The sequence below is a fragment of the Pseudomonas sp. AC355 genome, assembly GCF_979258205.1.
Map to the genome: position 1 here is coordinate 4,179,156 of NZ_OZ409843.1, position 25,581 is coordinate 4,204,736.

Below are 25,581 nucleotides of genomic sequence, written 5' to 3' on the forward strand. Positions count from 1 at the left end.
AAAACCCCGCTATTCAGCGGGGTTTCGCTTTGTATCCTTTATTCCATTGGCGGCCCAGGCGGCACCTGGCCAACGTGTCTGCTGTCAAACCGCGGCTGCAGTATCCAGGCGTACTCGGGGCGCCTGTACGGTGCCCGCGCGGATAGTGCCTGGGCCGGACTTGTGGGCCTTCGGCGTGATGTTTTGCAGCGCCAGCCAGTCCTTCCAGCGAATGCGCTCATCGCGTACCAGCCAGCCATCCTGGGCGGCGAAGCTCTCGGCTAGCCACAAACCACGGGTATTGGCAGGTACCAGTTGGCCCTGGCGCAGGGTCATCAGTTCCGCCGTCGGGCGGCCTTGTTGCAGAGGAATCAGATAGAGATCCGGGCGGGCGTGATCCAGGCGGGCGATCAGCTTGCCGTTCTCCAAATGTTCGTCGACGTGCAGCAGGCTGGGCTGTTTGGCTTCCTTGGGCAGATCCAGGCGCAAGTCGTAGACCAACTGCAACGAGGCCGTCGGTACATGCACGTAGGCGCGCGGGCGTTCCAGCAAGGTCAGGTTGCCACACTGCACGGGACGCGCCGCGCCGGAAAGCGGGCTGAGCCGGAAGTACACGCCATCGCGGTACTTGAGGGTTCCCTCGTAAGGTGCTGGCAGCCAGGTGTCGCCGAAGCGGCCGTGGAGCCAGCCTTCGCTGGTCTCCAGCAGGCACTCTTCGGCGACTTCCTGGATGGCCGTCATCAATGGCAAATTGAGTTCATGGGCCGGTACGTAGCCGGAGATCAATTTGAGTACGACGTCGCCACGGTCGAGACGCCGCTGGCGCACCAGCACCCAGTACTCGCGGCCTTGCCAGTTCAGGGTCAGGCGTACCGAAACGCCAAGGTTGGCCAATTCCACCGCGAAGCGCTGACTATCGTTCAGTTCGACTGGCTTGCGGCGTTCGAGCATTTCGCTGAAGTTTAGCGGTCTGCCCAGGCTCTGATAGACGATGCCGTCGGGCGAGGCCTCTACGAACAGTGGCAGCGTCTTGAAGGTGGCGGGGTCTTTTCGGGAAATGATGCGCGGCATGTCGGCTCCTTCTTACGTCGGGGTCGGCCGCATGAGCGGCGTCAAGGGTGTGCCTGGCACACCCGTTCATCACTCTCCTGATCCTTTGTTACCGCTATTAGTGCCCACAATTACATCAGCGGCCATGGCGACGTTGTGCGCCAGGTGCAACGGGCTGATGGTGCCGACGATGGCGCTACCGACGCCTGGATGAGCGAAGATCAGTTCGAAGCTTGCCCGAACCGGGTCGACACCGCTCTCCAGGCAGGCGTGGCCGCTGGCCAGGGCTTTCTTGATCAGGATGCCTTTGGCGTGACTCGCAGCATAGTCCAATACCGGGCGTTCATGCTGCTCGCCGAGGTTGTAGGTCACCATCGCGCAGTCGCCGCGTTCGAGGGCCAGAAGGCCGCCCTCGACGGTTTTTCCGGAGAAGCCGAAGCCGCGGATAAGCCCGGCCTGCTTGAGTTCGGTGAGCGTGTCGTAGACGGCTTCGTCACGCAGGATGGACAGGTCATCACCGTTCGAGTGCACCAGAACCAGGTCGATGTAGTCCGTTTCCAGACGTTTCAGGCTGCGCTCCACCGAGCGGCGGGTGTGGGCGCTGGAGAAGTCGAAATGCGACAGGCCGTTGTCGAATTCCTCGCCGACCTTGCTGACGATCACCCAATCCTGGCGCTGGCCACGCAGCAGCGGGCCGAGGCGTTGTTCGCTGATGCCGTAGGCGGGCGCTGTATCGAGCAGGTTGATGCCCAACTGCCGGGCGAGATCGAGCAGTTGGCGTGCCTGATGATCGTCGGGAATGGTGAAACCGTTAGGGTATTTGACGCCCTGATCACGCCCGAGCTTGACCGTGCCCAGGCCTAGAGGAGAAACGGTCAGGCCGGTCGATCCTAGCGGGCGGTGCAGACCGTGCAGATCACGTATCAAAACGAGGTCTCCCAGGCGGTGCGGCCGATGGCTGGGCGCGGCAGTTCGGGCAGCGAGGGGTGAATGGCAGGGTGGATGCTATCGCGTTCGAGATTGGCTAGCACGCGATCAGCGAAATCCGGTGCCAGGGCCAGTTTGGTTGGCCAGCCGACCAGCAGCACACCCTGGTCGCTGAGAAAGGCGTTGTCCGGGCGTACCAGGCCGCTTTGCGCCGGTTCGGCGCGTTCTACCCGCAAGGTGGCCCACTGGGCAGCCGATAGGTCGACCCAGGGCAACAGTTGCGTGAGCTCCTTGCGCGCTGCCTCGATCTGCGCCGCCTCGTCGCGCGCCACGCCGTCGGCTTCGGCCAGATCACCGCCCAGGTACCAGACCCATTCGCCGTCGGCACCGGGATGGCTGGTAACGGTGATACGGGGTTTGGGGCCGCCACCGAGGCAATGGGCGTACAGCGGCTTTAGAGTCGGCCCCTTGACCATCACCATATGCAGCGGGCGCAACTGTTGGGCTGGTTGCGCGACGTGCAGGCTGGCCAGCAGCTCGGCATTGCCACGACCGGCGCTGAGCACGATGCGCTGGGCGCGGATCTCACGGCCGTCGACGCATAGGCCAACCAGTTGCCCGTTCTCTTGTAGCGGTTGGATATCGTCGGCGGCGAGCAGGCTGTCACCGGCGAGATCGGCCAGGCGTGTGATCAAGCTAGGCACGTCTACCACCAGTTCTGCCAGGCGATAGACCTTGCCTTTGAATTTCGGATGCTGCAGCGCAGGTGGCAACTGCTCGCCCTTGACCTGATCGACACGGCCGCGCACCGCCTTGCTGGCGAAGAAGCTGGTGAGGTTGCCCGCCAGGGTGCCGGGCGACCACAGGTAATGAGCATCGGAAAGTAGGCGCACGCCCGACAGATCGAGTTCACCGCTGCCATCGAGTGCTTCGCGCCAGCGCCGCGGCATGTCGGCGATGGCTTCGGATGCGCCACTCAGGGCGCCATGCAGGGCATATTTAGCGCCGCCGTGAATGATCCCCTGGGACTTGACGCTCTGACCGCCGCCAAGGCTTTCCCGCTCGACCAACAGCGTGGCGTAGCCTTTGGCACGCAGGCGCGTATTCAGCCATAAGCCGGCGACACCGCCGCCAACGATCAGAACGTCTGTGCTCAGAGTGTGGGACATGCGGGCGCCTCTCGGGAAAACAGGTGCGCAGTATAACCTCGGTGAGAGTGGCAAGCTTCAAGCGGCAAACGGTTGGAGAGCTTGCGGCTACCTCAGTGCCCGGTGACGCGGGAGAACAGTTGGATCACCACGACACCACTGACGATCAGGCCCATGCCCAGCACCGCGGGCAAGTCCGGTTTCTGGTCATAGACGAACATCGCCGCGATGCTGACCAGCACGATGCCCAGGCCGGCCCATATGGCGTAGGCGATGCCTACCGGAATGGTGCGCACCACCAGAATCAGCATCCAGAACGCAATGCTGTAGCCCGCGATCACCAGCAGTAGCGGAAGCGGTTTGTTGAAGCCATCGACGGCCTTCATGGACGTGGTCGCAACCACCTCAGCAGCGATGGCCAGAGCGAGATAGAGATAACCATTCATCGGCAGCACTCCTATTAACAGAGGGCTGATTTTACGGATTCACTCTGTTAGGTAAACTCATTACCTATCTTGATTGGAGATAGGTTGTGCGCTGGACTCTTGAGCAACTTGAAGTGTTCGTAGCCGTTGCCGACGGCAACTCGTTTTCTGCCGTGGCGCGGCGTTTCGGGCGTGTGCAATCTGCAGTTAGCAACGCAGTGGCGGCGCTGGAGGACGATCTGGGTGTACGCCTGTTCGAACGCAGCAGCGGTCGGCAGCCGCGCCTGACCGAAGCCGGCCAGGCGTTGCTCGAAGAGGCGCGCGAGTTGCTGCGACAGTCCGAGCGGCTGGAGGGGCGAGCCCTTGGGCTGTCGCGAGGCGAGGAGGTGTGTCTGCGCCTGGCGCAGGATGAGGCGCTGCCGATGCCGCCGATACTCGACAGCCTGGAGGCCCTGGCCCAGGCGTTCCCACGGGTCGAGGTGCAGATGACCAGCGGCGGCCAGGGGGTGGTGGCGCGTCAGTTGCTCGAGCGGCGTGCCGACCTCGGCCTGCTGTTTCATCATGACGGCATGCCTGCCGAGCTGGAGCGCCGTCGTCTGGGTATGGTGGATATGGTCATGGTTTGCGGAGCCGCTCATCCACTGGCACAGGGCCGCTCCGTCGACCGTCGTGAGTTGGCCCAGCACCGGCAGTTGTTGATAACTCTGCAGGACAGTCACTATCCCGGCAACGAGCGGATCAGCCCGACCGCCTGGCGTACCGACAGCTTTTACGTGATGGCCGAGCTGCTGATGCGTAACCTGGGTTGGGCGTGTCTGCCACGGCACGTGGCGCAGTACCCGACCTATCAAGGGCATCTAATCGAATTGAGCAGTGACTGGATCGCGCCGCCGTTGCCGGTGGAACTGGTGTTTCGCCGTGATGAAACGTTGGGCCCGGCAGCGCAGTGGTTGGTGCGCTATCTCGGTGATCGGCTGCGCATACTGGAGCCCTGATGCGTGCGCTTGTGCCCGGCGTTCTGTGCCTGCTTGTGCTGCAACGCCGGCATCCCTAAGCTTCGCCGCCATGAACCGATATCTTTATAGCCTGCTGTTCCATCTCTGCCTGCCGTTGATCGGTCTACGCCTGATCTGGCGAGCCTGGCGTGCGCCTGCCTATACCAAGCGCGTTGGCGAACGCTTCGCCTTCCTGCCAGCCCTGCGTCCCGACGGCATCTGGGTTCACGCAGTATCGGTCGGCGAAAGCATCGCGGCGGCGCCGCTGGTGCGCGAGCTGCTGGCGCGCTACCCGGATCTGCCGATCACCCTGACCTGCATGACGCCCACTGGCTCAGAGCGCATCCGTGCGCTGTTTCCCGAGGCGCAGTTCGACGGACGTGTTCAGCACTGCTATCTGCCCTATGACCTGCCCTGGGCGGCGTCGCGCTTTCTCGAACGCGTGCGTCCGCGTCTGGCGGTGATCATGGAAACCGAGTTGTGGCCCAACTACATCCACCAATGTGCCCGCCGGGGTATTCCGGTGGCGCTAGCCAATGGACGTTTGTCCGAGCGCTCGGCCAGAGGCTATGGACGCTTTGCCAAGCTCACTGCGCCGATGCTCGCCGAGCTGACTTTGCTCGCGGTACAGAGCCAGGTCGAGGCGCAGCGCTTCATTGCCCTCGGCGCCCGGCCTGAAGCGGTAGAGGTGACCGGCTCGATCAAGTTCGACCAGCAAGTGGATGCAGCTGTGCTGGGGCGCGCCACGGCGCTGCGTGAGCAATGGCAGGCGCAGCAGCGGCCGGTATGGATCGCTGCCAGTACCCGTGAGGGGGAAGATGCGCTGGTGATCCAGGCGCATCAGCAACTGCTCGCCACTCAGCCGGATGCTCTGTTGATTCTGGTGCCACGTCATCTGGAGCGTTTCGACAGTGCGGCCGCGCAGTTGCGTGAGGCGGGCCTCACCTTCGTGCGTCGCTCCTCGGGCGAGGCTGTTGGCCCTGGTGTGCAGGTACTGCTCGGCGACAGCATGGGCGAGTTGATGTTTCTGTATGGCCTGGCCGATGTCGCTTTCGTCGGCGGCAGCCTGGTCGAGACGGGTGGCCACAATCCGCTGGAGCCAGCGGCGTTGGGGCTGCCGGTGATCATGGGGCCGCACCGCTTCAACTTTCAGGAGATCACCGCGCAATTGCTCGAGCGTGGCGCGCTCTGCGAGGTGGCTGACGCCGAGGCGCTCGGTGCGCAGGTCGCGTTGCTGCTGCGCGAGCCGGCACGTGCGGTGGCCATGCGCGAGGCCGGCCTGGCAGTGCTCAAGGCCAATCAAGGCGCGCTGCAGCGGTTGCTGGATGGGCTGGGAAGGCTAATCGTTTAGAGGCTGCTCAATGTGGCGGAATAAAGCGGAGCGCCGTCCGGCCCAGCCTAGATCGCGCATCTGCCGTAGATACCGTCTTGCCCGCTACCTAGCAAGTGCCAATTCAGCATCAAAAGGCATTCCCGATTTCAGCACGCCGTAGGCGATACACAGCAACTTGCGCATCGCCGCGCAGACGATCTGTTTTCCGGTTTTGCCTTTGTCTCTCATGCGCTCAGCCATTGCCCGTATCGCGGCGTTATGCGTTATGGACACCACGCCGGGCATGCACAGTCCCGCCCGCAAGGTGGCAGAGCCGGTGCGCGATATCCGCGTTTGGCCTTTGAATTTCCCAGACTCTTGGAGCCTGGGATTGAGCCCCGCATAGGCTGTCACAGCGCGGCTGCCGTCAAACCTGTCCAAATCGCCCAATTCGGCCAGCAACAGCGCTGCCGTCTTGTCCCCCACGCCGTCGATACTCATCAACAGGTCCCGTTTGCCCTTGAGATCGTCGTTGTCGTCGAAGTGTTTCTTGATCGCCTCAAGCGTCTCGTCGATCTGCTGGCGGGTGTGCTCAAGCACCGATCTGATTGACTCCACTACCCGCGCATCGCTCGTGACATCCAGGCGGTTCTGCTCCATCTGTTCGAGCTCCTGAAGATCCTTCAAGCGACGTACCAGGGCCTTGAGGCGGCGAAGCGACGGTGGATCAGGTTTCCAGATACGTAGCTCGTCCTGATGCTTATCGCCGTAGCTGGCAATCAGCTTCGCATCGACCTTGTCGGTCTTCACCCGCTGTAACTGGCTGCGCGCGTAGTAGGCAATCTGCGCAGGATTGAGCACGCTGACGCGGTAGTTTCTCTCGTAAAGCCACTCGGCTAGCGCCTCGTGGTACACACCGGTCGCTTCCATCACGATCCAGGCCTGTGGATCGGCGTGTTTGAGCAGCCACTGCTGCAGGGTCTCGAACCCTGCCGGGTCATTGGCGAGCTTGCCCTTGGTGCGGTGCTTGCCGTTTGCCTGCACCGTGGCAATGTCGAATGAGTGTTTAGCGATGTCGATTCCGACTACAGACATGGTCTCCTCCTCTTCTGTCTGATCGTCACTGCATCCGTCCAACCTTGCTGATGCGAGCTCGAAGCTCTGGATACCGTTCGGACTTATCAGGATGAGTGTGGAGCCATACAGCGCAATCTACGAAACAGGCTCAAGGCCTTAGGGTGGGCTCGACTTGCATGGCTCCCCCGATGATCAGTCGGGAACTATCGCCTCTTGTGAGGCGGTAGTCGAGATACAAGGGTGGGCTTCAACCCACAACCTTCAGCTATTTCCTCATACTCTGCGTGGGAGTGCCTTCAGAGGCGCTTTGCGGCTGATGTCGAAAGCCGCTGGCTAGCCCGAGCGTGCGCCGAGCGCTCCCACGCTGGAGCGTGGGAGCCATCAAAAGTTGGGGGCTGAAGCGGATCGCAGCCCGGCCCACCCGTCGCGCTGAGCAGGGCGGCGCTACGTCAATTGGTCTGGCTACTCGTCGCCTTGCAGGCGCGCTTCGGCGGCCTTGGCCAGATCCGAAGGAAGAAAGTCGCGATCCGGGTTGTAGTCCGGCTTGAGGTAACGGCCCAAGGCGTCCAGATCTGCCGGGCTGAGGGTGCCGGCAGCTTGTTTCAGGCGCAGGTTGTTGAGGATGTAGTCGTAGCGTGCGTCGTTGTAGTTGCGCACCGCGCCGTACAGTTGGCGCTGGGCGTCCAAGACGTCGACGATGTTGCGTGTGCCCACCTGATAACCGATTTCCGTGGCCTCCAGTGCGCTCTGGTTGGAGATGATCGACTGGCGGCGCGCCTGTACGGTTTCCACGTCGGTATTCACTGCGCGATACAGGTTGCGGGTGTTCTGCACCACCTCGCGGCGCAGCCCTTCACGTCGCTGCTCGGACTGGCTGAGGCGCTGGTAGGCCTCGCGGGCCTGGGAGCTGGTGAGGCCGCCGCTGTACAGCGGGATATTCAGTTCCAGGCCGATGCTGCGCTGCGACACATCGCTGCCGTAGTTCTGCCCGGTGTAATTGGGGTTGCTCAGGCCCAGCGCGTCGTTGTCTCCGCGCTCATAGCGGGCCACTGCATCCAGGGTCGGCGCGTGCCCGGCCTTGCGTTGGCGCAGGGTTTCCTCGGCGGCATTGACGGCAAAGTTACTGGCCTGCAGGTTGAGGTTCTGCGCGGCTGCCGTATTGACCCAGGCGGTGGCATCGTTGGGCATCGGGGTAAGAATCGGCAGGCTGTGCTGGATGCCTTCGATGCTGCGGTATTCGCGGTTGGTCAGGGTGATCAGGGCCTGGAAGGCATCGTCGACCTGACGCTGAGCAATGATACGGTTGGCCCGTGCGGTGTCGAAACCGGCCTGAGCCTGCAGCACGTCGGTCTTGTCCGAAAGGCCGACGTCGAAGCGCTCGTTGGCCTGGTCGAGCTGGCGATTGAAGGCGGCTTCTTCGGCTTTGGTCGAGGCCAGGTTGTCCTGCGCGCGCAATACCGAGAAATAAGCTTCGGCGCTCTGCAGGATCAGGTTCTGTTCGCTGGCGGAATATTCCAGAGCGGCTTGCTCACTGACCGCCTCGGCTGCCTGCAGTTGGAACCAGCGGTCAGCGCGAAACAGTGGCTGGCTGAGGTTGGCCTGGTACACCGTACCGCTGCGCGACTGGGTGGCGGATGGCTGTTGCAATGCGGTGCGGGTGTCGGTCGTCCGTGCGCCGGCGCTGAGGTTCGGCAGCAGGCCGGCGCGGGCCTGCGGTACGCCTTCGCGGCGGGCCTCGAAGTCGGCACGGGCGGCGGCCAGATCGGCATTGTTGGCGGCGGCCTCCTGATACACCGACATCAGGTCGGTGCGCACCGATAGCGGGGCCGGATCTGCCCAGGCCGTGGCGGTTGAAGTGGCGGTCACGGCAACGGCCAGGGAGAGTCTGCGCAGCATGTCAGCGAATCCTAGAATGGGCAGTAGTCGGCGAGACTAAGCCCGGCCATCGGGGTGGTCAAGGCGCGCGGTGGTGGACAGGCAGGCGTCACTATCCGACCTGCGGGTCTTGTCGGCGTTGCTGCGGTTGGCAGGTGCCAGTAGACTGGCCGAGTTCTTGTCGGGGTGCCTCGAATCGGAGGCTGAGATCGGATAGTTCCGGATCCCGTTGAACCTGATCAGGTTAAGGCCTGCGTAGGGAACAAGAGGTATCCACTCCTGCAGTCTACATTATGGATACCCCCGCACCGCGTTCGTGGTGCGCCCGCGCCCTGGCTGTTCGATCATGCCGGCGCTCTCACGAATCCTGCATGCTCAAACAGCCACGGTGTGGTGTTGCTTCATCGCGTCTATCAGGTTCGCTCCGACATTCAGCCTAGGAGCCAGCCGATGAGCAGCAAACAACAACAGCAAAATCTCAGTGAGTCCGCCCAGGTCGACCAGCAGTCGATCCAGCCCTTTCCCCGTTCGCAGAAAATCTACGTCCAGGGCTCGCGCCCGGACATCCGCGTGCCGATGCGTGAAATCAGCCTGGACGTGACACCGACAGACTTCGGTGGCGAGATCAATGCGCCGGTCACCGTCTACGACACCTCCGGCCCTTATACCGACCCGAGCGTCACTATCGACGTGCGCAAGGGCCTGGCCGACGTGCGCAGCGCCTGGATCGAGGATCGTGGCGATACCGAACGCCTCGATGGCCTGTCCTCGGAGTTTGGCCAGCACCGTCTGGCCGATGCCGAGCTGACCAAGATGCGCTTCGCCCATGTACGCAATCCGCGCCGCGCCAAGCCCGGCAAGAACGTCAGTCAGATGCATTATGCGCGGCAGGGCATCATTACGCCGGAAATGGAATACATCGCCATCCGCGAGAACATGAAGCTCGCCGAGCACCGTGCCGCCGGCCTGCTCAAGGAGCAGCACGGCGGCAACAGTTTCGGCGCCAGCATTCCCAAGGAAATCACCGCCGAGTTCGTCCGTGACGAAGTGGCGCGCGGCCGCGCCATCATCCCCGCGAACATCAACCACACCGAGCTTGAGCCGATGATCATCGGCCGTAACTTCCTGGTGAAGATCAACGGCAACATCGGCAACTCGGCGCTGGGGTCGAGCATCGAGGAAGAAGTCGCCAAGTTGACCTGGGGCATTCGCTGGGGCTCGGACACGGTGATGGACTTGTCCACCGGCAAGCACATCCATGAAACCCGCGAGTGGATCATCCGCAACTCGCCCGTGCCGATCGGTACCGTGCCGATCTACCAGGCGCTGGAGAAGGTCAACGGCGTGGCCGAAGACCTGACTTGGGAGCTGTTCCGCGACACCCTGATCGAACAGGCCGAGCAGGGCGTCGACTACTTCACCATTCATGCCGGCGTGCTGCTGCGCTACGTGCCGCTGACCGCCAAGCGGGTCACCGGCATTGTCTCGCGCGGTGGTTCGATCATGGCCAAATGGTGCCTGGCGCACCATAAAGAGAACTTCCTATACACCCACTTCGAAGACATCTGCGAAATCATGAAGGCCTATGACGTCAGCTTCTCGCTGGGCGACGGCCTGCGTCCGGGCTCCATCGCCGACGCCAATGACGCCGCGCAGTTCGGTGAACTGGAAACCCTCGGCGAGCTGACCAAGATCGCCTGGAAGCACGACGTGCAGTGCATGATCGAAGGCCCCGGCCACGTGCCGATGCAACTGATCAGGGAGAACATGGACAAGCAGCTGGAGTGCTGCGACGAGGCACCGTTCTATACCCTCGGCCCACTGACAACCGATATCGCGCCAGGCTACGACCACATCACCAGCGGCATCGGTGCGGCGATGATCGGCTGGTTCGGCTGCGCCATGCTCTGCTACGTCACGCCCAAGGAGCACCTGGGGCTGCCCAACAAGGACGACGTGAAGACCGGCATCATCACCTACAAGATCGCCGCCCATGCGGCCGACCTGGCCAAAGGACATCCGGGCGCACAGATCCGTGACAACGCGCTGAGCAAGGCGCGCTTCGAATTTCGCTGGGAAGACCAGTTCAACCTTGGTCTCGACCCGGATACCGCGCGCAGCTACCACGACGAAACCCTGCCCAAGGATTCGGCCAAGGTCGCTCACTTCTGCTCCATGTGCGGGCCGAAGTTCTGCTCGATGAAAATCACTCAGGAAGTGCGCGAGTACGCCAAGGTCAATGGCTTGTCCGACGAGAGCAAAGCGGTCGAGGCCGGCTTCAAGGAGCAGGCCGAGCGCTTCAAGGAAGAGGGCTCGGTAATCTACCGGCAGGTGTGACGCTCAGCCGGGTGAACGGCAGGTCGCCGCTCACCCGGTTCACTCAGCGTGCCGCGGCGCCGGGCATGTAGACCGGGCGCAGGATGCCCTGCAGCTGGCTGTAAGGGATCTTGATCTCGGGGTGGCCGTCGGAGTAGGGCGCAAGGCGCGCGACATCGTACTTGAGCATCATCGCGTCAGGGTTGAGGGCAATGTTCGGCGTGCGCTCGAAGGGCCAAGTCTGAAGGTATTCAGCATCGTTGCCATGACCTTGGGTGATCAACCACGCCTGGTGGGCGCGTTGGGCGACTTGCCAGAACGCCTCTTCCTCGCCGGGAACGATGAAATCCTGCGGGCTCAGCACCTTGTTCAGCTCACGGTCATAGTTCAGGTAGGTGCGCCCCGGCACGCCATGGGCGCCGCCAATGAAGTGGTAGGCCGACAGCTCGATCACCACCAGGCGGTCATGTTGGCTGAGTACCTTGGCCTGCAGATAGCTGACCCAGCCGGGTTTGCCGTTGGCGAGAAATTCGCGCTCATGGTCGGCCAGCGATTGCGGCCGGGTGCCAGTGGCGGCGCTCACCAGGCCAAGCAGGGTCGATTCGATCCGTGCATTGAGCTCGGGCTGATCGGTCAGGCGCTGCAGTTCGATATTGACCAGCGGGCAGTCCTGGGTGGCGCATCCTGGCGCTTTATGTTCCCAGCGCTCGTGGCTGGTCGCGAGCGCTGGCGGCGTACCTGGCTTGGACAGGCTCTGGCAGGCACCGAGCAGAAGGGCGAGGCTGAGGATGGCGCCGAGGCGAGCAATGGTGGATGTTTTCATGCAGGAAAAGCCGTTGGCGGAGGACGGTGGTTCGACTGCCCGAAAGCAGCGGAGTTCGCGATTATTCGCCAATGCGAGCAGATCGGCCAGGGTTTCGATGCGTCGCTTGCGGGAGAGCCTTAACAGCCCCTAGGATGCATTCAATGTGCAGGCAAACGAGAGAAATGCAGATGACCGAAACCTTTACCCCCGGCCCGGATGCGGTGGAAATCATCGAACGTGAAGAGTGCTTCCGCGGTTTCTATCGTCTGGATCGCTTTCATCTGCGCCACCAGCAGTTTTCCGGCGAAATGGGGCCGGTACTGCGCCGTGAGCTGTTCATCCGTCACGATGCCGTGTGCGTGCTGCCCTACGATGCGGTGACCGACAGCGTGGTGCTGATCGAGCAGTTCCGTGTCGGCGCCATGCACAAAGCCGCCAACCCCTGGCTGGTCGAGCTGGTCGCCGGGCTGATCGACAAGAATGAAGAGCCCGATGAGGTCGCGCTGCGCGAAGCCGAGGAAGAGGCCGGGCTGACGCTGACCTCGCTGTGGCCGATAACCCGCTACTTCCCGTCGCCGGGCGGCTCCGACGAATTCGTCCACCTGTTCCTCGGTCGCTGTGACAGCGCCGGCGTGGGCGGCATACACGGCCTAGAGGAAGAGGGCGAGGACATTCGCGTGCAGGTGTGGCCTTTCGAGGATGCTTTGCAGGCGGTCAAGGATGGGCAGATCAACAATGCGGCGAGCATCATCGCCTTGCAGTGGCTGGCGCTCAATCGCGCCGAGGTAAGGGGCCTATGGGGGTAAATCTGCTGCGTGAGCGCTACCGGGTCGATCTGATCGAACTGCAGGCGGCTTGCGAGGCCAATTACGCGCGGCTGATGCGTCTGCTGCCTGGCATGCGTGATGCGCAGGGCGCTCGACGTGTGGCGCTCAGCCAGGGTGAACGGCAGCTTGGCGTGCTGGCGCTGGAAGTGGTGGAGACTTGTCCGTACACCTCCACCGTGCAGGTGCGCCAGGAACACAGTCTGCCCTGGTTGCCCGTGCCACAGTTGGAAGTGCGCGTCTATCACGACGCACGCATGGCCGAGGTCACCGGTGCGCAGAGTGCGCGACGCTTTCGCGGCATCTACCCCTATCCGAACCCCGCTATGCACCAGCCGGACGAGAAAACCCAGCTCAATGTGTTTCTCGGTGAATGGTTAAGCCATTGCCTGGCGTGCGGGCACGAGACCGAGCCGCAGGTTTGAGCGCACGTGCCTGCACAAGAATGCTTCGGGTTTCTGTGAACTAGTCCCTATTGGCGGGTTTACCTAGCCCGCGTCTCGATTCCATAATTTGCGCCTGCCTTCCAAGGAGAAGCACTTTGTCGAGTGCGTCCGTGTCTACTTCTGCTGATTCTTCGGTATTGCTGGTGCAGCTTACCGATAGCCATCTGTTTGCCGACACGGAAGGCAAGCTGCTGGGCATGGGTACCGCTGACAGCCTGCGCCAAGTAATCGATCTGGTGCTGGAGGAGCAGACGGCCATCGACATGGTTCTGGCGACGGGCGATCTGTCCCAAGACGGCAGCCAAGCCTCCTATTTGCGCTTTCTTGAAATGAGCACCGCGTTGAATGCTTCGGCGCGCTGGATTCCCGGTAACCATGATGATATCCCGGCGATGCAGGCGGCGTGTGTGGGCACCGATCTGTTGGAGCCCGTCGTGGATCTCGGCAACTGGCGGTTGATCATGCTCGATTCGTCGATTCCGGGCGCAGTGCCCGGTTACCTTCAGGAGCCGCAGCTGGCTCTGCTCGAGCGGGCGCTGAGCGAGGCGCCGGATCGTCATCACCTGATCTGCCTGCATCATCATCCGGTGGATATCGGTTGTCAGTGGATGGCGCCGATCGGACTGCGCAATCCTGATGCACTATTTGCCGTGCTGGATCGTTTTCCGCAGACGCGGGCGATTCTCTGGGGGCACGTCCATCAGGCCATCGATGAGATGCGCGGCAAGGTGCGGCTGCTTGCCTCGCCATCGACCTGCGTACAGTTCACCCCTGGCAGCGAGGACTTTCAAGTCGATAGCACGGCGCCCGGCTATCGCTGGCTGCGTCTGCACGGCGATGGGCGCTTGGCAACCGGGGTGTCTCGGGTTCGCGGTATCGTCTTCGAGCCTGACTACAGTGTTCGCGGCTACTAGGGGCTGTTGACGCTTCAGCCCGAAGGGCCGGGCCCTTCGGGTTGTGCGGGAAATCTCGCCATGCGTCGTTGGAGGACTTGGCACGGGAACGACCATTCCCTGCGTCCTCCGCCTAGCGGATCGCCGCCCGGCCTGGCGATATTTCGCGCGGCAACGCGGCTTGTGCTGAAACGTTATCAGACGCTTGCGGCTTGTAGGGCAGCGCTAGTAGCCTCCGGTTATGACTACCAGCATTCTTTATATCCATGGACTCAACAGTTCGCCGGCTTCCACCAAGGCCTGCCAGTTGACCGTCGCCATGACCGACATGGGGCTGCAGGCTCAACTGCGCGTTCCGGCCCTGCATCACCACCCACGCCAGGCTATTGCCGAGCTCGAGGCGCTGATCGCTGAGCTCGGTCGCCCTGTGCTGGTCGGCAGCTCCCTGGGCGGCTACTATGCGACCCACTTGGCCGAACGGCATGGCCTCAAGGCACTGTTGATTAACCCGGCGGTGTGCCCGCACCGGTTGTTCGACGGATACCTCGGCCCGCAACGCAACCATTACAGTGGCGAAACCTGGGATCTGACGGCCGATCACGTGGCTGCACTGGCGGAGCTCGAAACGCCGCCGCCCACGGATCCGGCCCGTTTTCAGGTATGGCTGCAGACCGCCGACGAGACCCTCGATTACCGGCACGCCCAGGCGTACTACCGGCATTGCGCCCTGCGCATCGAGGCAGGCGGTGATCATGGTTTCCAGGGCTTCGCCGAGCGCTTGCCCATGCTGTTCGCCTTCGCCGGCATTGCGCCCGTGTCCTGACCGGCCGCGTCCGACCCCCGATTAATCAGAGCATTTCAGAGACCTATGGCCCAGCAAAACGCCTACAACGCAGATGCCATCGAAGTCCTTTCCGGCCTTGATCCGGTGCGCAAGCGGCCGGGGATGTATACCGACACCAGCCGCCCCAACCACCTGGCCCAGGAAGTTATCGACAACAGCGTCGACGAAGCCCTGGCGGGTCATGCCAAATCCATCCAGGTGATTCTCCACGAGGACAACTCCCTGGAAGTGAGCGACGACGGCCGTGGCATGCCGGTGGACATTCACCCGGAGGAGGGCGTGTCGGGGGTCGAGCTGATCCTCACCAAGCTGCATGCGGGCGGCAAGTTCTCCAACAAGAATTACCAGTTCTCCGGTGGTTTGCACGGGGTCGGTATCTCGGTGGTCAACGCTCTGTCGACCCGGGTCGAGGTTCGGGTCAAGCGTGACGGTAACGAATACGCCATGGCCTTCGCCGACGGCTTCAAGGCCAGCGACCTGGTTGTGATCGGCACGGTCGGCAAGCGCAACACCGGCACCGCTGTGCACTTCTGGCCGGACGCCAAGTATTTCGATGCGCACAAGTTCTCGGTCAGCCGTCTTAAGCACGTGCTCAAGGCCAAGGCCGTGTTGTGCCCCGGCCTGGCGGTGAGCTTCCATGACAAGGCTAGTGGCGAGCTGGTCGAGTGGCTGTACGAAGATGGCCTGCGCTCCTATCTGGTGGATGCGGTCAGCGAGTTCGAGCGACTGCCCAACGAGCCCTTCTGCGGCAGCCTGGCCGGTAACAAGGAAGCTGTGGATTGGGCGCTGCTGTGGCTGCCCGAAGGCGGCGACTCGGTGCAGGAAAGCTACGTCAACCTGATCCCTACCGCTCAGGGCGGTACTCACGTCAACGGCCTGCGTCAGGGGCTGTTGGACGCCATGCGTGAATTCTGCGAGTTCCGCAGCCTGCTGCCGCGCGGCGTCAAGCTGGCCCCTGAGGACATCTGGGAGCGTATCGCCTTTGTCCTCTCGATGAAGATGCAGGATGCCCAGTTCTCCGGGCAGACCAAAGAGCGCCTGTCCTCCCGTGAGGCGGCGGCGTTCGTTTCAGGCGTGGTCAAGGACGCGTTCAGCCTATGGCTCAACGCCCACCCGGAGTTTGGTCAGCAGTTGGCCGAATTGGTCATCAGCAACGCCAGCCGCCGTCTCAAAGCCGGCAAGAAGGTCGAACGCAAGAGAATTACCCAAGGGCCGGCATTGCCTGGCAAATTGGCCGATTGCGCAGGGCAGAACCCGATGCGCTGCGAGCTGTTTCTGGTCGAGGGTGACTCCGCTGGTGGCTCTGCCAAGCAGGCACGTGACAAGGAATTCCAGGCAATCCTGCCGCTGCGCGGGAAGATCCTCAATACCTGGGAAGTGGACTGTGGTGAAGTGCTGGCCAGCCAGGAAGTGCACAACATCGCTGTTGCCGTTGGCCTCGATCCTGGCTCGAGCGATTTGAGCCAGTTGCGCTACGGCAAGATCTGCATTCTCGCCGACGCCGACTCCGATGGTCTGCACATTGCAACGCTGCTCTGCGCGCTGTTCGTGCAGCATTTCCGCCCGCTGGTGGACGCGGGTCATGTGTACGTGGCAATGCCGCCGTTGTACCGCATCGACCTCGGCAAGGAAATCTACTACGCCCTGGACGAGCCTGAGCGCGATGGCATTCTCGACCGCCTGGTGGCCGAGAAGAAGCGCGGCAAGCCGCAGGTCACCCGCTTCAAGGGCCTCGGTGAAATGAACCCGCCGCAACTGCGCGAAACCACCATGGATCCCAATACCCGACGCCTGGTGCAACTGACCCTCGAGGACTTCGAAGAGACTCGCGAAATAATGGATATGCTGCTGGCGAAGAAGCGTGCCGGCGACCGAAAATCCTGGTTGGAGTCCAAGGGCAACCTGGCCGAGGTGCTGCTCTGATGCGGCGATTGCTCGGCGCCGTGCTGTTTTCAATTATGACGCCGGTTCTGACGCCAGTGATGGCGGATACTCCGCCACTCGATGAGCTCAAGTTGCTCAGCGAACACCCGATCGCCGGGATGGACGCTGGCAATCTGTCCGGACTGGCCTGGTGCGGTGATGCGCTGTGGGCGGTGTCAGACCGTGAGGATGATCGCCTCTACCGCCTCGACTCTTCCGCGCGCATCTGGCAGGCCGAAGCCGAGCGTTTCGTCGCGCCGCCAGCGCCGGTAATGCCGCTGCCCTGGGGCTTGCGCATGCGCGCTTGGGCAGCCGGTTTGGTACGCGGTGGTCATCTGGATTTCGAAGGCATTGCCTGCGACGCCAAGGGCAATCGCTACCTGGTCAGTGAAAGCCGCGCTGCGGTGTTGCAAGTGCCGCCAGCCGCCGATGCGCAGTGGCTGGCACTTCCCGAGGGCTTGGTGCGCCAAGCTCGCGCCAGCGGCATGCTGCTGCATTTCAATTCGCTGTTCGAAGGGATCGCCGTCGATCCTTCCGGTGAGCGCCTGTGGCTGGCAGCGGAAAAGCAACGCCGCGGTCTGCTGGTGGTGCATAACCGTCGTGCAACCTGGCGCTGTGAAGGCGGTTGCGTACTGCTTAGCGAGGGCGGCCAAGAGGCTTCGCCAGAGGCGTTGGGCGGTGCGCCGGCACATGTGGATTTCTCTGGCCTGGCGTTTCACAACGAAAAACTTTTTACCCTGGAGCGTCAGGCTCATCGTATCTGCCGGCGTGATCCGGCGAACGGTGATCCCGAACGTTGCTGGTCGTTCGCGGCCGAGGCACTGACCGATGAACGTCGCTACCCCATGAGCTACGGCGTGGCCGAGGCGCTGTCGGTCGACGCCGAGGGTGCTTGGGTGGGTATCGACAATGGCGGCCATGCCCGTGGCGATGGTGAGAAGCGCCCTGTGGTCTGGCGTTTTGCCGCGCCGGCGGGTGGCTGGGATGCGACGCGGTGAGCGAGCAGACTGCTGGCCGTCGTGCCGGCCGGGTGATGTTGGTGCTGGCCTGGGGGGCGGGGCTGCTGCTGGCCACGCATTTCTTCGGCAAATGGGAAGATGACAAGAGCCACCCCAACCGCCAGCCGCAGTCGGTACATGGTAGCGACTACGTTGAGGTGCGCCTGGCTAGCAGTCGTGGCGGGCATTATCTGGTGGACGGGCAGATCAACGGCGATCCGGTGACCTTTCTGCTCGATACCGGCGCCACCCAGGTGGCGATACCTAGCCAGGTTGCCCGCAGCCTGGGTTTGCAATCGGGCGCACCCGTACAGATCAGCACCGCCAACGGCCGCGCCACAGCGCACCGCACGCGCCTGGAGCGTTTGCAGCTTGGCGATATCGTGCTGCATGACGTCTCCGCGCTCATCGCGCCGGGCATGGATGGCGATGAAATCCTGCTGGGCATGAGCGCCTTGAAACAACTTGAATTCAGTCAGCGCGACGGCACCTTGATGCTGCGCCAATCCACCTTGCAATGAGGCACGCATGAGCGAAACCCTCGATTTGAGCCTGGACGGTGTTGAACGCCGCTCCCTTGCCGACTTTACCGAGCAGGCTTATCTCAACTATTCGATGTACGTGATCATGGATCGCGCGCTGCCGCACATTGGCGACGGCCTCAAGCCGGTACAGCGGCGCATCGTCTACGCCATGAGCGAGCTAGGCCTGGATGCCGATTCCAAGCACAAGAAGTCGGCACGTACCGTCGGTGACGTGCTCGGCAAGTTCCACCCGCACGGCGACTCAGCCTGTTACGAAGCCATGGTGCTGATGGCGCAGCCGTTCAGCTACCGCTACACCCTGGTCGATGGTCAGGGCAACTGGGGCGCGCCGGACGATCCCAAGTCCTTTGCCGCCATGCGTTATACCGAGGCGCGGCTGTCGCGTTATTCCGAAGTGCTGCTGAGTGAGCTCGGCCAGGGCACGGTGGATTGGGTGCCGAATTTCGATGGCACCCTGAATGAGCCAGCGACGCTGCCAGCGCGCCTACCCAACCTGTTGCTCAACGGTACTACCGGCATCGCCGTAGGCATGGCCACCGATGTGCCGCCGCACAACCTGCGTGAAGTCGCGGCCGCCTGCGTACGCCTGCTCGACGAGCCCAACGCCACGGTGGAGCAGCTCTGCGAGCACGTGCTCGGCCCGGATTACCCGACCGAAGCGGAGATCATCACCCCGCGTGCCGACCTGCTGAAAATCTACCAGACCGGTCGCGGTTCGGTACGCATGCGTGCCGTGTACAGCGTCGAAGACGGCGACATCGTGGTCACCTCGTTGCCGCACCAGGTATCCGGTGCCAAGGTGCTGGAACAGATCGCTGCGATGATGCAGGCCAAGCCGTCAAAGGCGCCGCAGATCGCCGACCTGCGCGATGAATCCGACCACGAGAACCCCTGCCGCATCGTGATCATCCCGGCCAGCAGCCGCGTCGATCACCAGGCATTGATGCAGCACCTGTTCGCCAGCACCGACTTGGAGTCCAGCTACCGGGTCAACGCCAACGTCATCGGCCTCGACGGCAAACCGCAGGTCAAGGATCTGCGCACTCTGTTGGTCGAGTGGCTGCGCTACCGGGTTGGCACCGTGCGCCGCCGCCTGCAGTTCCGCCTGGATAAGGTCGAGCATCGCATGCATCTGTTGGAAGGCCGTTTGATCGCCTTCCTCAATCTCGATGAAGTGATCCACATCATTCGTACCGAAGATCAGCCCAAACCGGTGCTGATGGAGCGCTTCGGCCTCACTGAGATACAGGCCGAGTACATTCTCGAAACCCGCCTGCGCCAACTCGCTCGCCTGGAAGAAATGCAGATCCGCGGTGAGCAGGACGCGCTGGCCAAGGAACGCGACAAGCTGCTGGCGCTGCTGGGCAGTGAAGCCAAGCTGAAGAAGCTGGTGCGCAAGGAAATCATCGAAGACGCCGAGAAGTACGGTGATGACCGCCGTTCGCCGATTGTCGAGCGTGCCGAGGCCAAGGCGCTGTCCGAGCACGATCTGCTGCCGAACGAAAAGATCACCGTGGTGCTCTCGGAGAAAGGTTGGGTGCGCTCGGCCAAGGGCCATGAAATCGACGCCACCGGCCTGTCCTACAAGGCTGGGGATGGCTTCCAGACCGCAGCGCCGGGACGTTCCAACCAGTATGCGGTGTTCATCGACTCCACCGGGCGTAGCTATTCGCTCGCCGCGCACACCCTGCCATCGGCTCGTGGCCAGGGCGAGCCGCTGACCGGTCGTCTGACGCCGCCTCCGGGCGCCAGCTTCGAGTGCGTGCTGCTGCCCGATGATGAGGCGCTGTACGTGATCGCTTCGGATGCCGGCTACGGTTTCGTGGTCAAGGGCGAAGACCTGCAGGCCAAGAACAAGGCCGGCAAGGCCCTGCTCAGTCTGCCCAATGGCGCGCGGGTAGTGGCGCCAAGGCCGCTCACCAGTCGCGAGGAAGACTGGCTGGCCGCTGTGACCACCGAGGGGCGTTTGCTGCTGTTCAAGGTCGCCGACTTGCCGCAACTGAGCAAGGGCAAAGGCAACAAGATTATCGGTATCCCCGGTGAGCGCGTCGCCAGTCGCGAGGAGTACCTGACGGGCCTTGCCGTGCTACCACAAGGCGCCACCCTTGTTTTGCAGGCTGGCAAGCGTACCCTGTCTCTGAAGGCTGACGACCTTGAACACTACAAGGGCGAACGTGGCCGACGCGGCAACAAATTGCCGCGTGGCTTCCAGCGCGTCGATGGCTTACTGGTCGAGTAAGGGCCTACTGGCAAGTGGCCTCCTACTGGAGTTGCAGGCCGGTTTGACGGATGATACAGCCCCTTGTGGGCCTGCCTGACGGTGGGCCCTATGCCATCTTTTCGGGTCAAAGCGCTCGGTGGCAGGCGCATTGCATATGGACAGGGATTATTTGACACCTCGCCGGCGTTTGCCGACGCGGTGATTTACCTATTTTTTGTTTTTGACCCTTTACCTGTAGCCATGTTCGCTGGCGACACTGCCAGCTGGAAGACATTGATGATTGTTAAGCGGCTTCCTCTCACGCTTCTTCTGGCCGGTCTGCTGACGCTGACCGGTTGTTCGCATTTCATGCCTGTCTCGCTCTACCAGCTCGACGGTGGCACCAGTGCCGCCAAAACCGCTGACAAGGATGGCATGAGCGTATTGCTGGGTCCTATTACCGTTGCCGATTACTTGCAGCGTGAAGCTTTGCTGCAGCGCCAGGACGACGGCAGCCTGAGCACAGCTGGCAATGCTCGCTGGGCCGGCAGCCTGGCCACCGATCTGGATCGCCAAGTGTTGCGCCAGCTGTCGGGACGGATCAATAGCCAACGTTTGGTGCTTGCCTCGGACAACCCGGGCTTTAAGGCCCAGGTGCAGGTGCTGCTGTCGGTGACCCGCTTGGACTCAGGCCCTCGTCAGCCTGCGGTGCTTGAGGCGCAGTGGCGTCTGGTCGGTCGGGAAGGGCAATTGCTCGATACCCGTTTGGTGCACCTCGAAGAGAAGCACCAGGGCGCCGTGGCCGATCAGGTACGCGCCCAGAGCGCGGTGGTACAGCAACTGGTCGAGCAATTGGCGAGCGCAGTGAAGAACCACGGCAATGCGCCTATTGCTGTGGAGGAGCCGCGTAAGAAAGCGCCGGTTCCCGCGGCGCGTCAGGAACCCCCTAAAATGCCAGTGGCCGAGCCGATTCGGATCGACGCGGAAGTGTTTCGCTTCTGATCCTGGCGAATCAGGCTTTGTCTTTCAGTTCAACTCTCTGATAGCCCTCTAGCACCCCCGCTGTCCGTATCGCCTCGTCGATGAATACGGTCACGGCGGGATGCTTGCGCTCGCCCTTGCGGTAGGCGAGGAATATCTTGCGCTGAATGGCCGGTGCCAGGCGCACGGCCGTGACATTGTCCAGCGGACGCACCAAGCGTAGCCCCGAAACCACCGAGATCGAATTGCCGGACGCGACCATCGCTGCGACCATCTCGAACCCGGCACAGTGCGCGTTGATACGCGGTGCGAAGCCGGAGCGGCGGCACAGGTTGCCGATGAACTCGCCGAACGAGCTGTTGGTGGAGTCCAGCGCCCAAGCCTCGTCCTGCAGGTCGGCGATGGTCAGGGTGCTGCGCGATGCCAGCGCGTGGCTCGTTGGTAGCAGTACGTGCAGACGATCTTCGGTCAGCGGGATCAGCTCGTAGTGTTCCTGGCGCGACTTCGCCGCACCGGCCAGGTCATCGATCACTGCCACATCGATCTGCCAGGCGCTCAGGGCGCTGAGGCTTTCTTGTGGTTCCAGATCCGCCACCACCACGTCCAAGCGTGGGTAGGCCTCGCGCAGCTTGCGCACGATGGGCGCCACCAAAGCTACGGCAATCGAAGGAAATGCGGCCACCCGCAGTTCTCCGGCGATTTCGCTACGCATCTGTGCCAGTTCCGAACGGGCCTCATCGAGAATTACCAGAATGCGCTCGACGTGCGCCACCAGCCGACTACCCGCCGGGGTCAGCACAACGCCGCGGCCACGCCGCTCGATCAATGCCACATCGGCCTCGCGCTCCAGCTGCGTGATCTGCTGGGAAACGGCTGAGGGTGTCAGGTGCAGAAACTCGGCGGTGGCTGCCATGGTGCCGCAGCGCGCCAGTTCGCGAAGGGTGCGTAAACGGATCAGATCCATAGGCGAAATTCTATAGGTAAAATTTTCTAATCAATGGGGTAAGAATAAATCAGTATACATAATGAAAGTGGGGTCTTAGATTTTTCCCATCGGCGGGTGCATAACCGGGCACCTGCCTTCACCTCATAAAAGAAAAATACCGCCATGGCCGTTAGCGTATTCGATCTGTTCAAGGTGGGCATCGGCCCATCTAGCTCGCACACCGTCGGGCCGATGCGTGCCGCGGCTCTCTTCACTCATGCACTGGAAAACCAGGGGCACATGCCCAATGTCGTGCGCGTTGTAGCCGAGCTGTATGGCTCGCTGGGCGCTACCGGCAAGGGCCATGGCAGCGATAAGGCGGTATTGCTTGGCTTGAGCGGCTACGAGCCGGATACCGTCGATGTCGAGCAAGTTGCCGGCTATATCGAGGCCATTCGCAGCGAGAGGCGCATCACGTTGCCAGGCGGCCACTCGGTTGCCTTCAACGAAAAGACCGATCTGAAGATGATTCGCAAGGCGCTTGCCCTGCACGCCAACGGCCTGCGCTTCGCGGCGTTCGACGCGGCTGGGCTGCAGGTGCACGAGGCCACCTACTACTCCGTGGGGGGTGGTTTCGTTGTCAATGAATCGGTGCTGGCCGATGGTTCGCGGCACAAGGAAATCGCCCCCGACGCGACCAGCCTGCCGCTGCCGTTTCGCAGTGGCGCCGACCTGCTGCGCCTGACCCGCGAGAACGGCGTCGGCATCGCCGAGGTGATGCGTCGCAACGAACGCCACTGGCGCACGGATGAAGAGATCGACAGTGGTCTGCTGGCGATCTGGCGCGTTATGCAGGCCTGCGTTGAGCGCGGCTGTCGCACCGAGGGCATCCTGCCTGGCGGTTTCAAGGTGCGTCGCCGCGCCGCCATCCTGGCGCGCAAGCTGGGCGGCTTCCAGCGCAGCTATACGGAAGACCCGTTGCGCATGCTCGACTGGGTCAACCTCTGGGCGCTGGCGGTGAACGAAGAAAATGCCGCCGGTGGCCGTGTTGTCACCGCGCCGACCAACGGCGCGGCGGGCATCATTCCCGCGGTGCTGCATTACTACGCCAACGCCATTTCCGGCGCCAGCGAGCGCGGCATCATCGACTTTCTGCTGACCGCCGGTGCGATCGGCATCCTGTACAAGGAAAACGCCTCGATCAGCGGCGCCGAAGTGGGCTGCCAGGGTGAGGTTGGTGTGGCCTGTTCGATGGCTGCTGGCGCGCTGTGCGCGGTGCTGGGTGGCACGCCCGAGCAGGTCGAGAACGCCGCCGAGATCGGCATGGAGCACCACCTGGGCCTGACCTGCGACCCGGTCGGCGGCCTGGTGCAGATTCCCTGCATCGAGCGCAACGCCATCGCCTCGGTGAAAGCCATCAATGCTGCACGTATGGCGCTGTATGGCGACGGTTCGCACCATGTGAGCCTGGACAAGGTGATCAAGACCATGCGCGAAACCGGTGCCGACATGCTGACCAAATACAAGGAAACCGCACGCGGCGGCCTGGCGGTGAACATCATCGAGTGCTGAGCCGCTCACCTGCTAAACCCCTATGATGCGCGGCCTGACGAACCGGCATCCTGATCCGACCATCCCACAACAATAACAAGTGAGACCTACCGGCATGACCATTCCAGCCATCTAATTGGCGCTGATCCTGTTTCCCTCCCTTATAATCGCGTGATGTCTTGGGGTGACCTGCCCGGTTGGCGTGGCTCGTGCCCTGCTGACCTGTCCCCCAATGCCATCAAGCCTAGAATTCTGGACAGCGTCTACTACATGAATACTCTAAAACGCATTGCTTCCGCCTATTCCAATACCAGCCTGGTCCTACGCATTTTCATTGGCCTGGTGCTGGGTATTCTGCTCGCCTACATTTCTCCATCCGCTGCGTTGAGGGTCGGTCTGCTCGGTGAGCTCTTCGTGCTCGCCCTGAAGGCGGTCGCTCCCGTGCTGGTGCTGGTGCTGGTGACGTCCTCGCTGGCGGCTCATCAGAGCGGCCAGCCCACCCATGTTCGCCCGGTACTGATGATGTACCTGGTCAGCACATTCAGTGCTGCGGCCCTGGCGGTGATCGCCAGTTTCCTGTTCCCCACCACGTTGTCGCTGGACATCAGTTCGGCCGTCGGCGAACCGCCTGGCAGCATCATCGACGTGCTGCACAACTTACTGATCAGCATCTTCGTTGGCCCGATCCAGGCGCTCAATACCTCCAACTACATCGCCATCCTGGCCTGGGCAATCGCACTGGGCTTGTTCCTGCGCCATGCCGCGCCGACTACCCGAGTGTTGCTGGCCGACATGTCTGATGCCTTTACACGCATCGTACGTTTCGTCATCGAGCAGGCGCCAATCGGTATCTTCGGCCTGGTCGCAAGCACTCTGGCGGCCTCCGGCTTCGAGGCGCTATACGGCTATGCCCGCCTACTGATGGTGATGGTCGGGTGCATGCTGGTGGTCACGCTGGTGGTCAATCCACTGCTCGCTTATATCAAGATGCGCCGCAATCCCTATCCGTTGCTGTTCACGGTTCTGCGCGAGAGCGCGGTGACAGCCTTCTTCACCCGCAGCTCGGCGGCCAATATCCCGGTCAACCTGCGTCTGTGCGAGAAGCTCAAGCTGGACAAGGATACTTACTCGATCACCATCCCGCTGGGTGCCACCATCAACATGGCCGGTGCGGCGATCACTGTTTCCGTGATGGCTCTGGCGACCACCCATACCCTGGGTATCAACGTCGATCTGCCGACGGCGCTGCTGCTCTGCGTGGTGTCGTCTCTGGCGGCGGCAGGGGTGTCCGGCGTGGCCGGTGGTTCGCTGCTGCTGATCCCGATGGCGACCAGCCTGTTCGGGGTCGATACCGACATCGCCATGCAGGTCGTGGCCATCGGTTTCGTCATTGGTGTAGTACAGGACTCCTTCGAGACCGCCCTGAACTCGCATACCGATGTGGTCTTCACCGCGGCGGTGTCATACGCCGGTGAAGAGCGTGGCGCTGTCGAGCAGGCCACGCGGATCGATACCCAGGCGTCTCGCAGTTGATTGTCAGCG

General features: G+C 62.5%; 22 protein-coding genes and 1 riboswitch. Of the genes, 14 read left to right on the forward strand and 8 right to left on the reverse strand.

Annotated features, from left to right (window positions below):
- Positions 1 to 84: 84 nt before the first annotated feature.
- The 4 genes from ACZ0AI_RS19530 to ACZ0AI_RS19545 form a co-directional block, all read right to left on the reverse strand.
- Entirely contained in the window at positions 85 to 1,050 is a 966-nt protein-coding gene (locus tag ACZ0AI_RS19530) for a metal ABC transporter ATPase (protein WP_463563295.1), read from the reverse strand.
- Between the two features lie 69 nt (positions 1,051 to 1,119).
- Positions 1,120 to 1,956 carry an aldo/keto reductase gene (locus ACZ0AI_RS19535; RefSeq protein WP_463563296.1) on the reverse strand — a complete coding sequence of 279 codons (837 nt, stop codon included), beginning with the start codon at positions 1,954 to 1,956 and terminating at the stop codon, positions 1,120 to 1,122.
- Positions 1,953 to 3,125, reverse strand: a complete 1,173-nt coding sequence (locus tag ACZ0AI_RS19540) for an NAD(P)/FAD-dependent oxidoreductase (protein ID WP_463563297.1) — start codon at positions 3,123 to 3,125, stop codon at positions 1,953 to 1,955. Before ACZ0AI_RS19540 ends, ACZ0AI_RS19535 begins: the two co-directional genes overlap by 4 nt.
- 92 nt (positions 3,126 to 3,217) lie before the next feature.
- The gene (locus ACZ0AI_RS19545) at positions 3,218 to 3,550 is read right to left on the reverse strand and encodes a DMT family transporter (protein ID WP_042553924.1); all 333 of its coding nucleotides are present in this window, start codon (positions 3,548 to 3,550) and stop codon (positions 3,218 to 3,220) included.
- Positions 3,551 to 3,636: 86 nt separating this feature from the next.
- Here ACZ0AI_RS19545 and ACZ0AI_RS19550 point away from each other — a divergent pair, with 86 nt between their 5' ends.
- The gene (locus tag ACZ0AI_RS19550) at positions 3,637 to 4,524 is read left to right on the forward strand and encodes a LysR family transcriptional regulator (RefSeq protein ID WP_463563298.1); all 888 of its coding nucleotides are present in this window, start codon (positions 3,637 to 3,639) and stop codon (positions 4,522 to 4,524) included.
- Positions 4,525 to 4,594: 70 nt separating this feature from the next.
- Entirely contained in the window at positions 4,595 to 5,875 is a 1,281-nt protein-coding gene (waaA, locus tag ACZ0AI_RS19555) for a lipid IV(A) 3-deoxy-D-manno-octulosonic acid transferase (protein WP_463563299.1), read from the forward strand.
- Between the two features lie 84 nt (positions 5,876 to 5,959).
- Here the strand turns inward: waaA and ACZ0AI_RS19560 are convergent, their stop codons facing one another.
- Together ACZ0AI_RS19560 and ACZ0AI_RS19565 are read right to left on the reverse strand one after the other, a co-directional pair.
- Positions 5,960 to 6,931, reverse strand: coding sequence for an IS110 family RNA-guided transposase (locus ACZ0AI_RS19560; RefSeq protein ID WP_463566181.1), 972 nt, complete (start codon positions 6,929 to 6,931; stop codon positions 5,960 to 5,962).
- 444 nt (positions 6,932 to 7,375) lie between these two features.
- The gene (locus ACZ0AI_RS19565; RefSeq protein WP_463563301.1) at positions 7,376 to 8,809 is read right to left on the reverse strand and encodes a TolC family outer membrane protein; all 1,434 of its coding nucleotides are present in this window, start codon (positions 8,807 to 8,809) and stop codon (positions 7,376 to 7,378) included.
- A 151-nt stretch (positions 8,810 to 8,960) separates the two neighbouring features.
- Positions 8,961 to 9,067: riboswitch (TPP riboswitch) on the forward strand.
- A gap of 171 nt (positions 9,068 to 9,238) precedes the next feature.
- Between ACZ0AI_RS19565 and thiC the strand changes: the two genes are divergently transcribed.
- Entirely contained in the window at positions 9,239 to 11,125 is a 1,887-nt protein-coding gene (thiC, locus tag ACZ0AI_RS19570; RefSeq protein ID WP_463563302.1) for a phosphomethylpyrimidine synthase ThiC, read from the forward strand.
- 43 nt (positions 11,126 to 11,168) lie between these two features.
- Here thiC and ACZ0AI_RS19575 read toward each other — a convergent pair whose 3' ends face one another.
- Positions 11,169 to 11,927: an RsiV family protein gene (locus ACZ0AI_RS19575; protein ID WP_463563303.1), complete on the reverse strand. Its 759-nt coding sequence runs from the start codon at positions 11,925 to 11,927 to the stop codon at positions 11,169 to 11,171.
- A 170-nt stretch (positions 11,928 to 12,097) separates the two neighbouring features.
- Between ACZ0AI_RS19575 and ACZ0AI_RS19580 the strand changes: the two genes are divergently transcribed.
- The 9 genes from ACZ0AI_RS19580 (at position 12,098) to ACZ0AI_RS19620 (ending at position 21,584) form a co-directional block, all read left to right on the forward strand.
- Positions 12,098 to 12,715: an NUDIX domain-containing protein gene (locus tag ACZ0AI_RS19580; protein WP_463563304.1), complete on the forward strand. Its 618-nt coding sequence runs from the start codon at positions 12,098 to 12,100 to the stop codon at positions 12,713 to 12,715.
- Positions 12,706 to 13,158, forward strand: a complete 453-nt coding sequence (locus ACZ0AI_RS19585) for a DUF1249 domain-containing protein (protein WP_463563305.1) — start codon at positions 12,706 to 12,708, stop codon at positions 13,156 to 13,158. Before ACZ0AI_RS19580 ends, ACZ0AI_RS19585 begins: the two co-directional genes overlap by 10 nt.
- A gap of 116 nt (positions 13,159 to 13,274) precedes the next feature.
- Complete coding sequence (cpdA, locus tag ACZ0AI_RS19590) at positions 13,275 to 14,093, forward strand: 3',5'-cyclic-AMP phosphodiesterase (protein WP_463563306.1); 819 nt, start codon at positions 13,275 to 13,277, stop codon at positions 14,091 to 14,093.
- A gap of 220 nt (positions 14,094 to 14,313) precedes the next feature.
- Complete coding sequence (locus ACZ0AI_RS19595) at positions 14,314 to 14,895, forward strand: YqiA/YcfP family alpha/beta fold hydrolase (protein WP_463563307.1); 582 nt, start codon at positions 14,314 to 14,316, stop codon at positions 14,893 to 14,895.
- 45 nt (positions 14,896 to 14,940) lie between these two features.
- Positions 14,941 to 16,839 (forward strand): DNA topoisomerase IV subunit B, encoded by a 1,899-nt coding sequence (gene parE, locus ACZ0AI_RS19600; protein ID WP_463563308.1) that lies wholly within the window; start codon positions 14,941 to 14,943, stop codon positions 16,837 to 16,839.
- A complete protein-coding gene (locus tag ACZ0AI_RS19605; protein ID WP_463563309.1) occupies positions 16,839 to 17,837 on the forward strand; it encodes an esterase-like activity of phytase family protein in 999 nt (332 codons plus the stop codon). The genes parE and ACZ0AI_RS19605 overlap by 1 nt, the downstream gene beginning before the upstream one ends.
- On the forward strand, positions 17,834 to 18,358 hold the full coding sequence (locus ACZ0AI_RS19610; protein ID WP_463563310.1) for a retropepsin-like aspartic protease family protein: 525 nt from the start codon (positions 17,834 to 17,836) through the stop codon (positions 18,356 to 18,358). Before ACZ0AI_RS19605 ends, ACZ0AI_RS19610 begins: the two co-directional genes overlap by 4 nt.
- Positions 18,359 to 18,365: 7 nt before the next feature.
- Complete coding sequence (gene parC, locus ACZ0AI_RS19615; RefSeq protein ID WP_463563311.1) at positions 18,366 to 20,621, forward strand: DNA topoisomerase IV subunit A; 2,256 nt, start codon at positions 18,366 to 18,368, stop codon at positions 20,619 to 20,621.
- 258 nt (positions 20,622 to 20,879) lie between these two features.
- Positions 20,880 to 21,584, forward strand: a complete 705-nt coding sequence (locus tag ACZ0AI_RS19620; RefSeq protein WP_463565976.1) for a PqiC family protein — start codon at positions 20,880 to 20,882, stop codon at positions 21,582 to 21,584.
- A gap of 10 nt (positions 21,585 to 21,594) precedes the next feature.
- On the opposite strand, the gene ACZ0AI_RS19625 is transcribed toward ACZ0AI_RS19620, so the two are convergent.
- Positions 21,595 to 22,527, reverse strand: a complete 933-nt coding sequence (locus tag ACZ0AI_RS19625; protein WP_463563312.1) for a LysR family transcriptional regulator — start codon at positions 22,525 to 22,527, stop codon at positions 21,595 to 21,597.
- 144 nt (positions 22,528 to 22,671) lie between these two features.
- Between ACZ0AI_RS19625 and ACZ0AI_RS19630 the strand changes: the two genes are divergently transcribed.
- Positions 22,672 to 24,060, forward strand: a complete 1,389-nt coding sequence (locus ACZ0AI_RS19630; protein ID WP_463563313.1) for an L-serine ammonia-lyase — start codon at positions 22,672 to 22,674, stop codon at positions 24,058 to 24,060.
- Between the two features lie 249 nt (positions 24,061 to 24,309).
- On the forward strand, positions 24,310 to 25,572 hold the full coding sequence (gene sstT / locus ACZ0AI_RS19635) for a serine/threonine transporter SstT (protein ID WP_463563314.1): 1,263 nt from the start codon (positions 24,310 to 24,312) through the stop codon (positions 25,570 to 25,572).
- Positions 25,573 to 25,581: the final 9 nt, after the last annotated feature.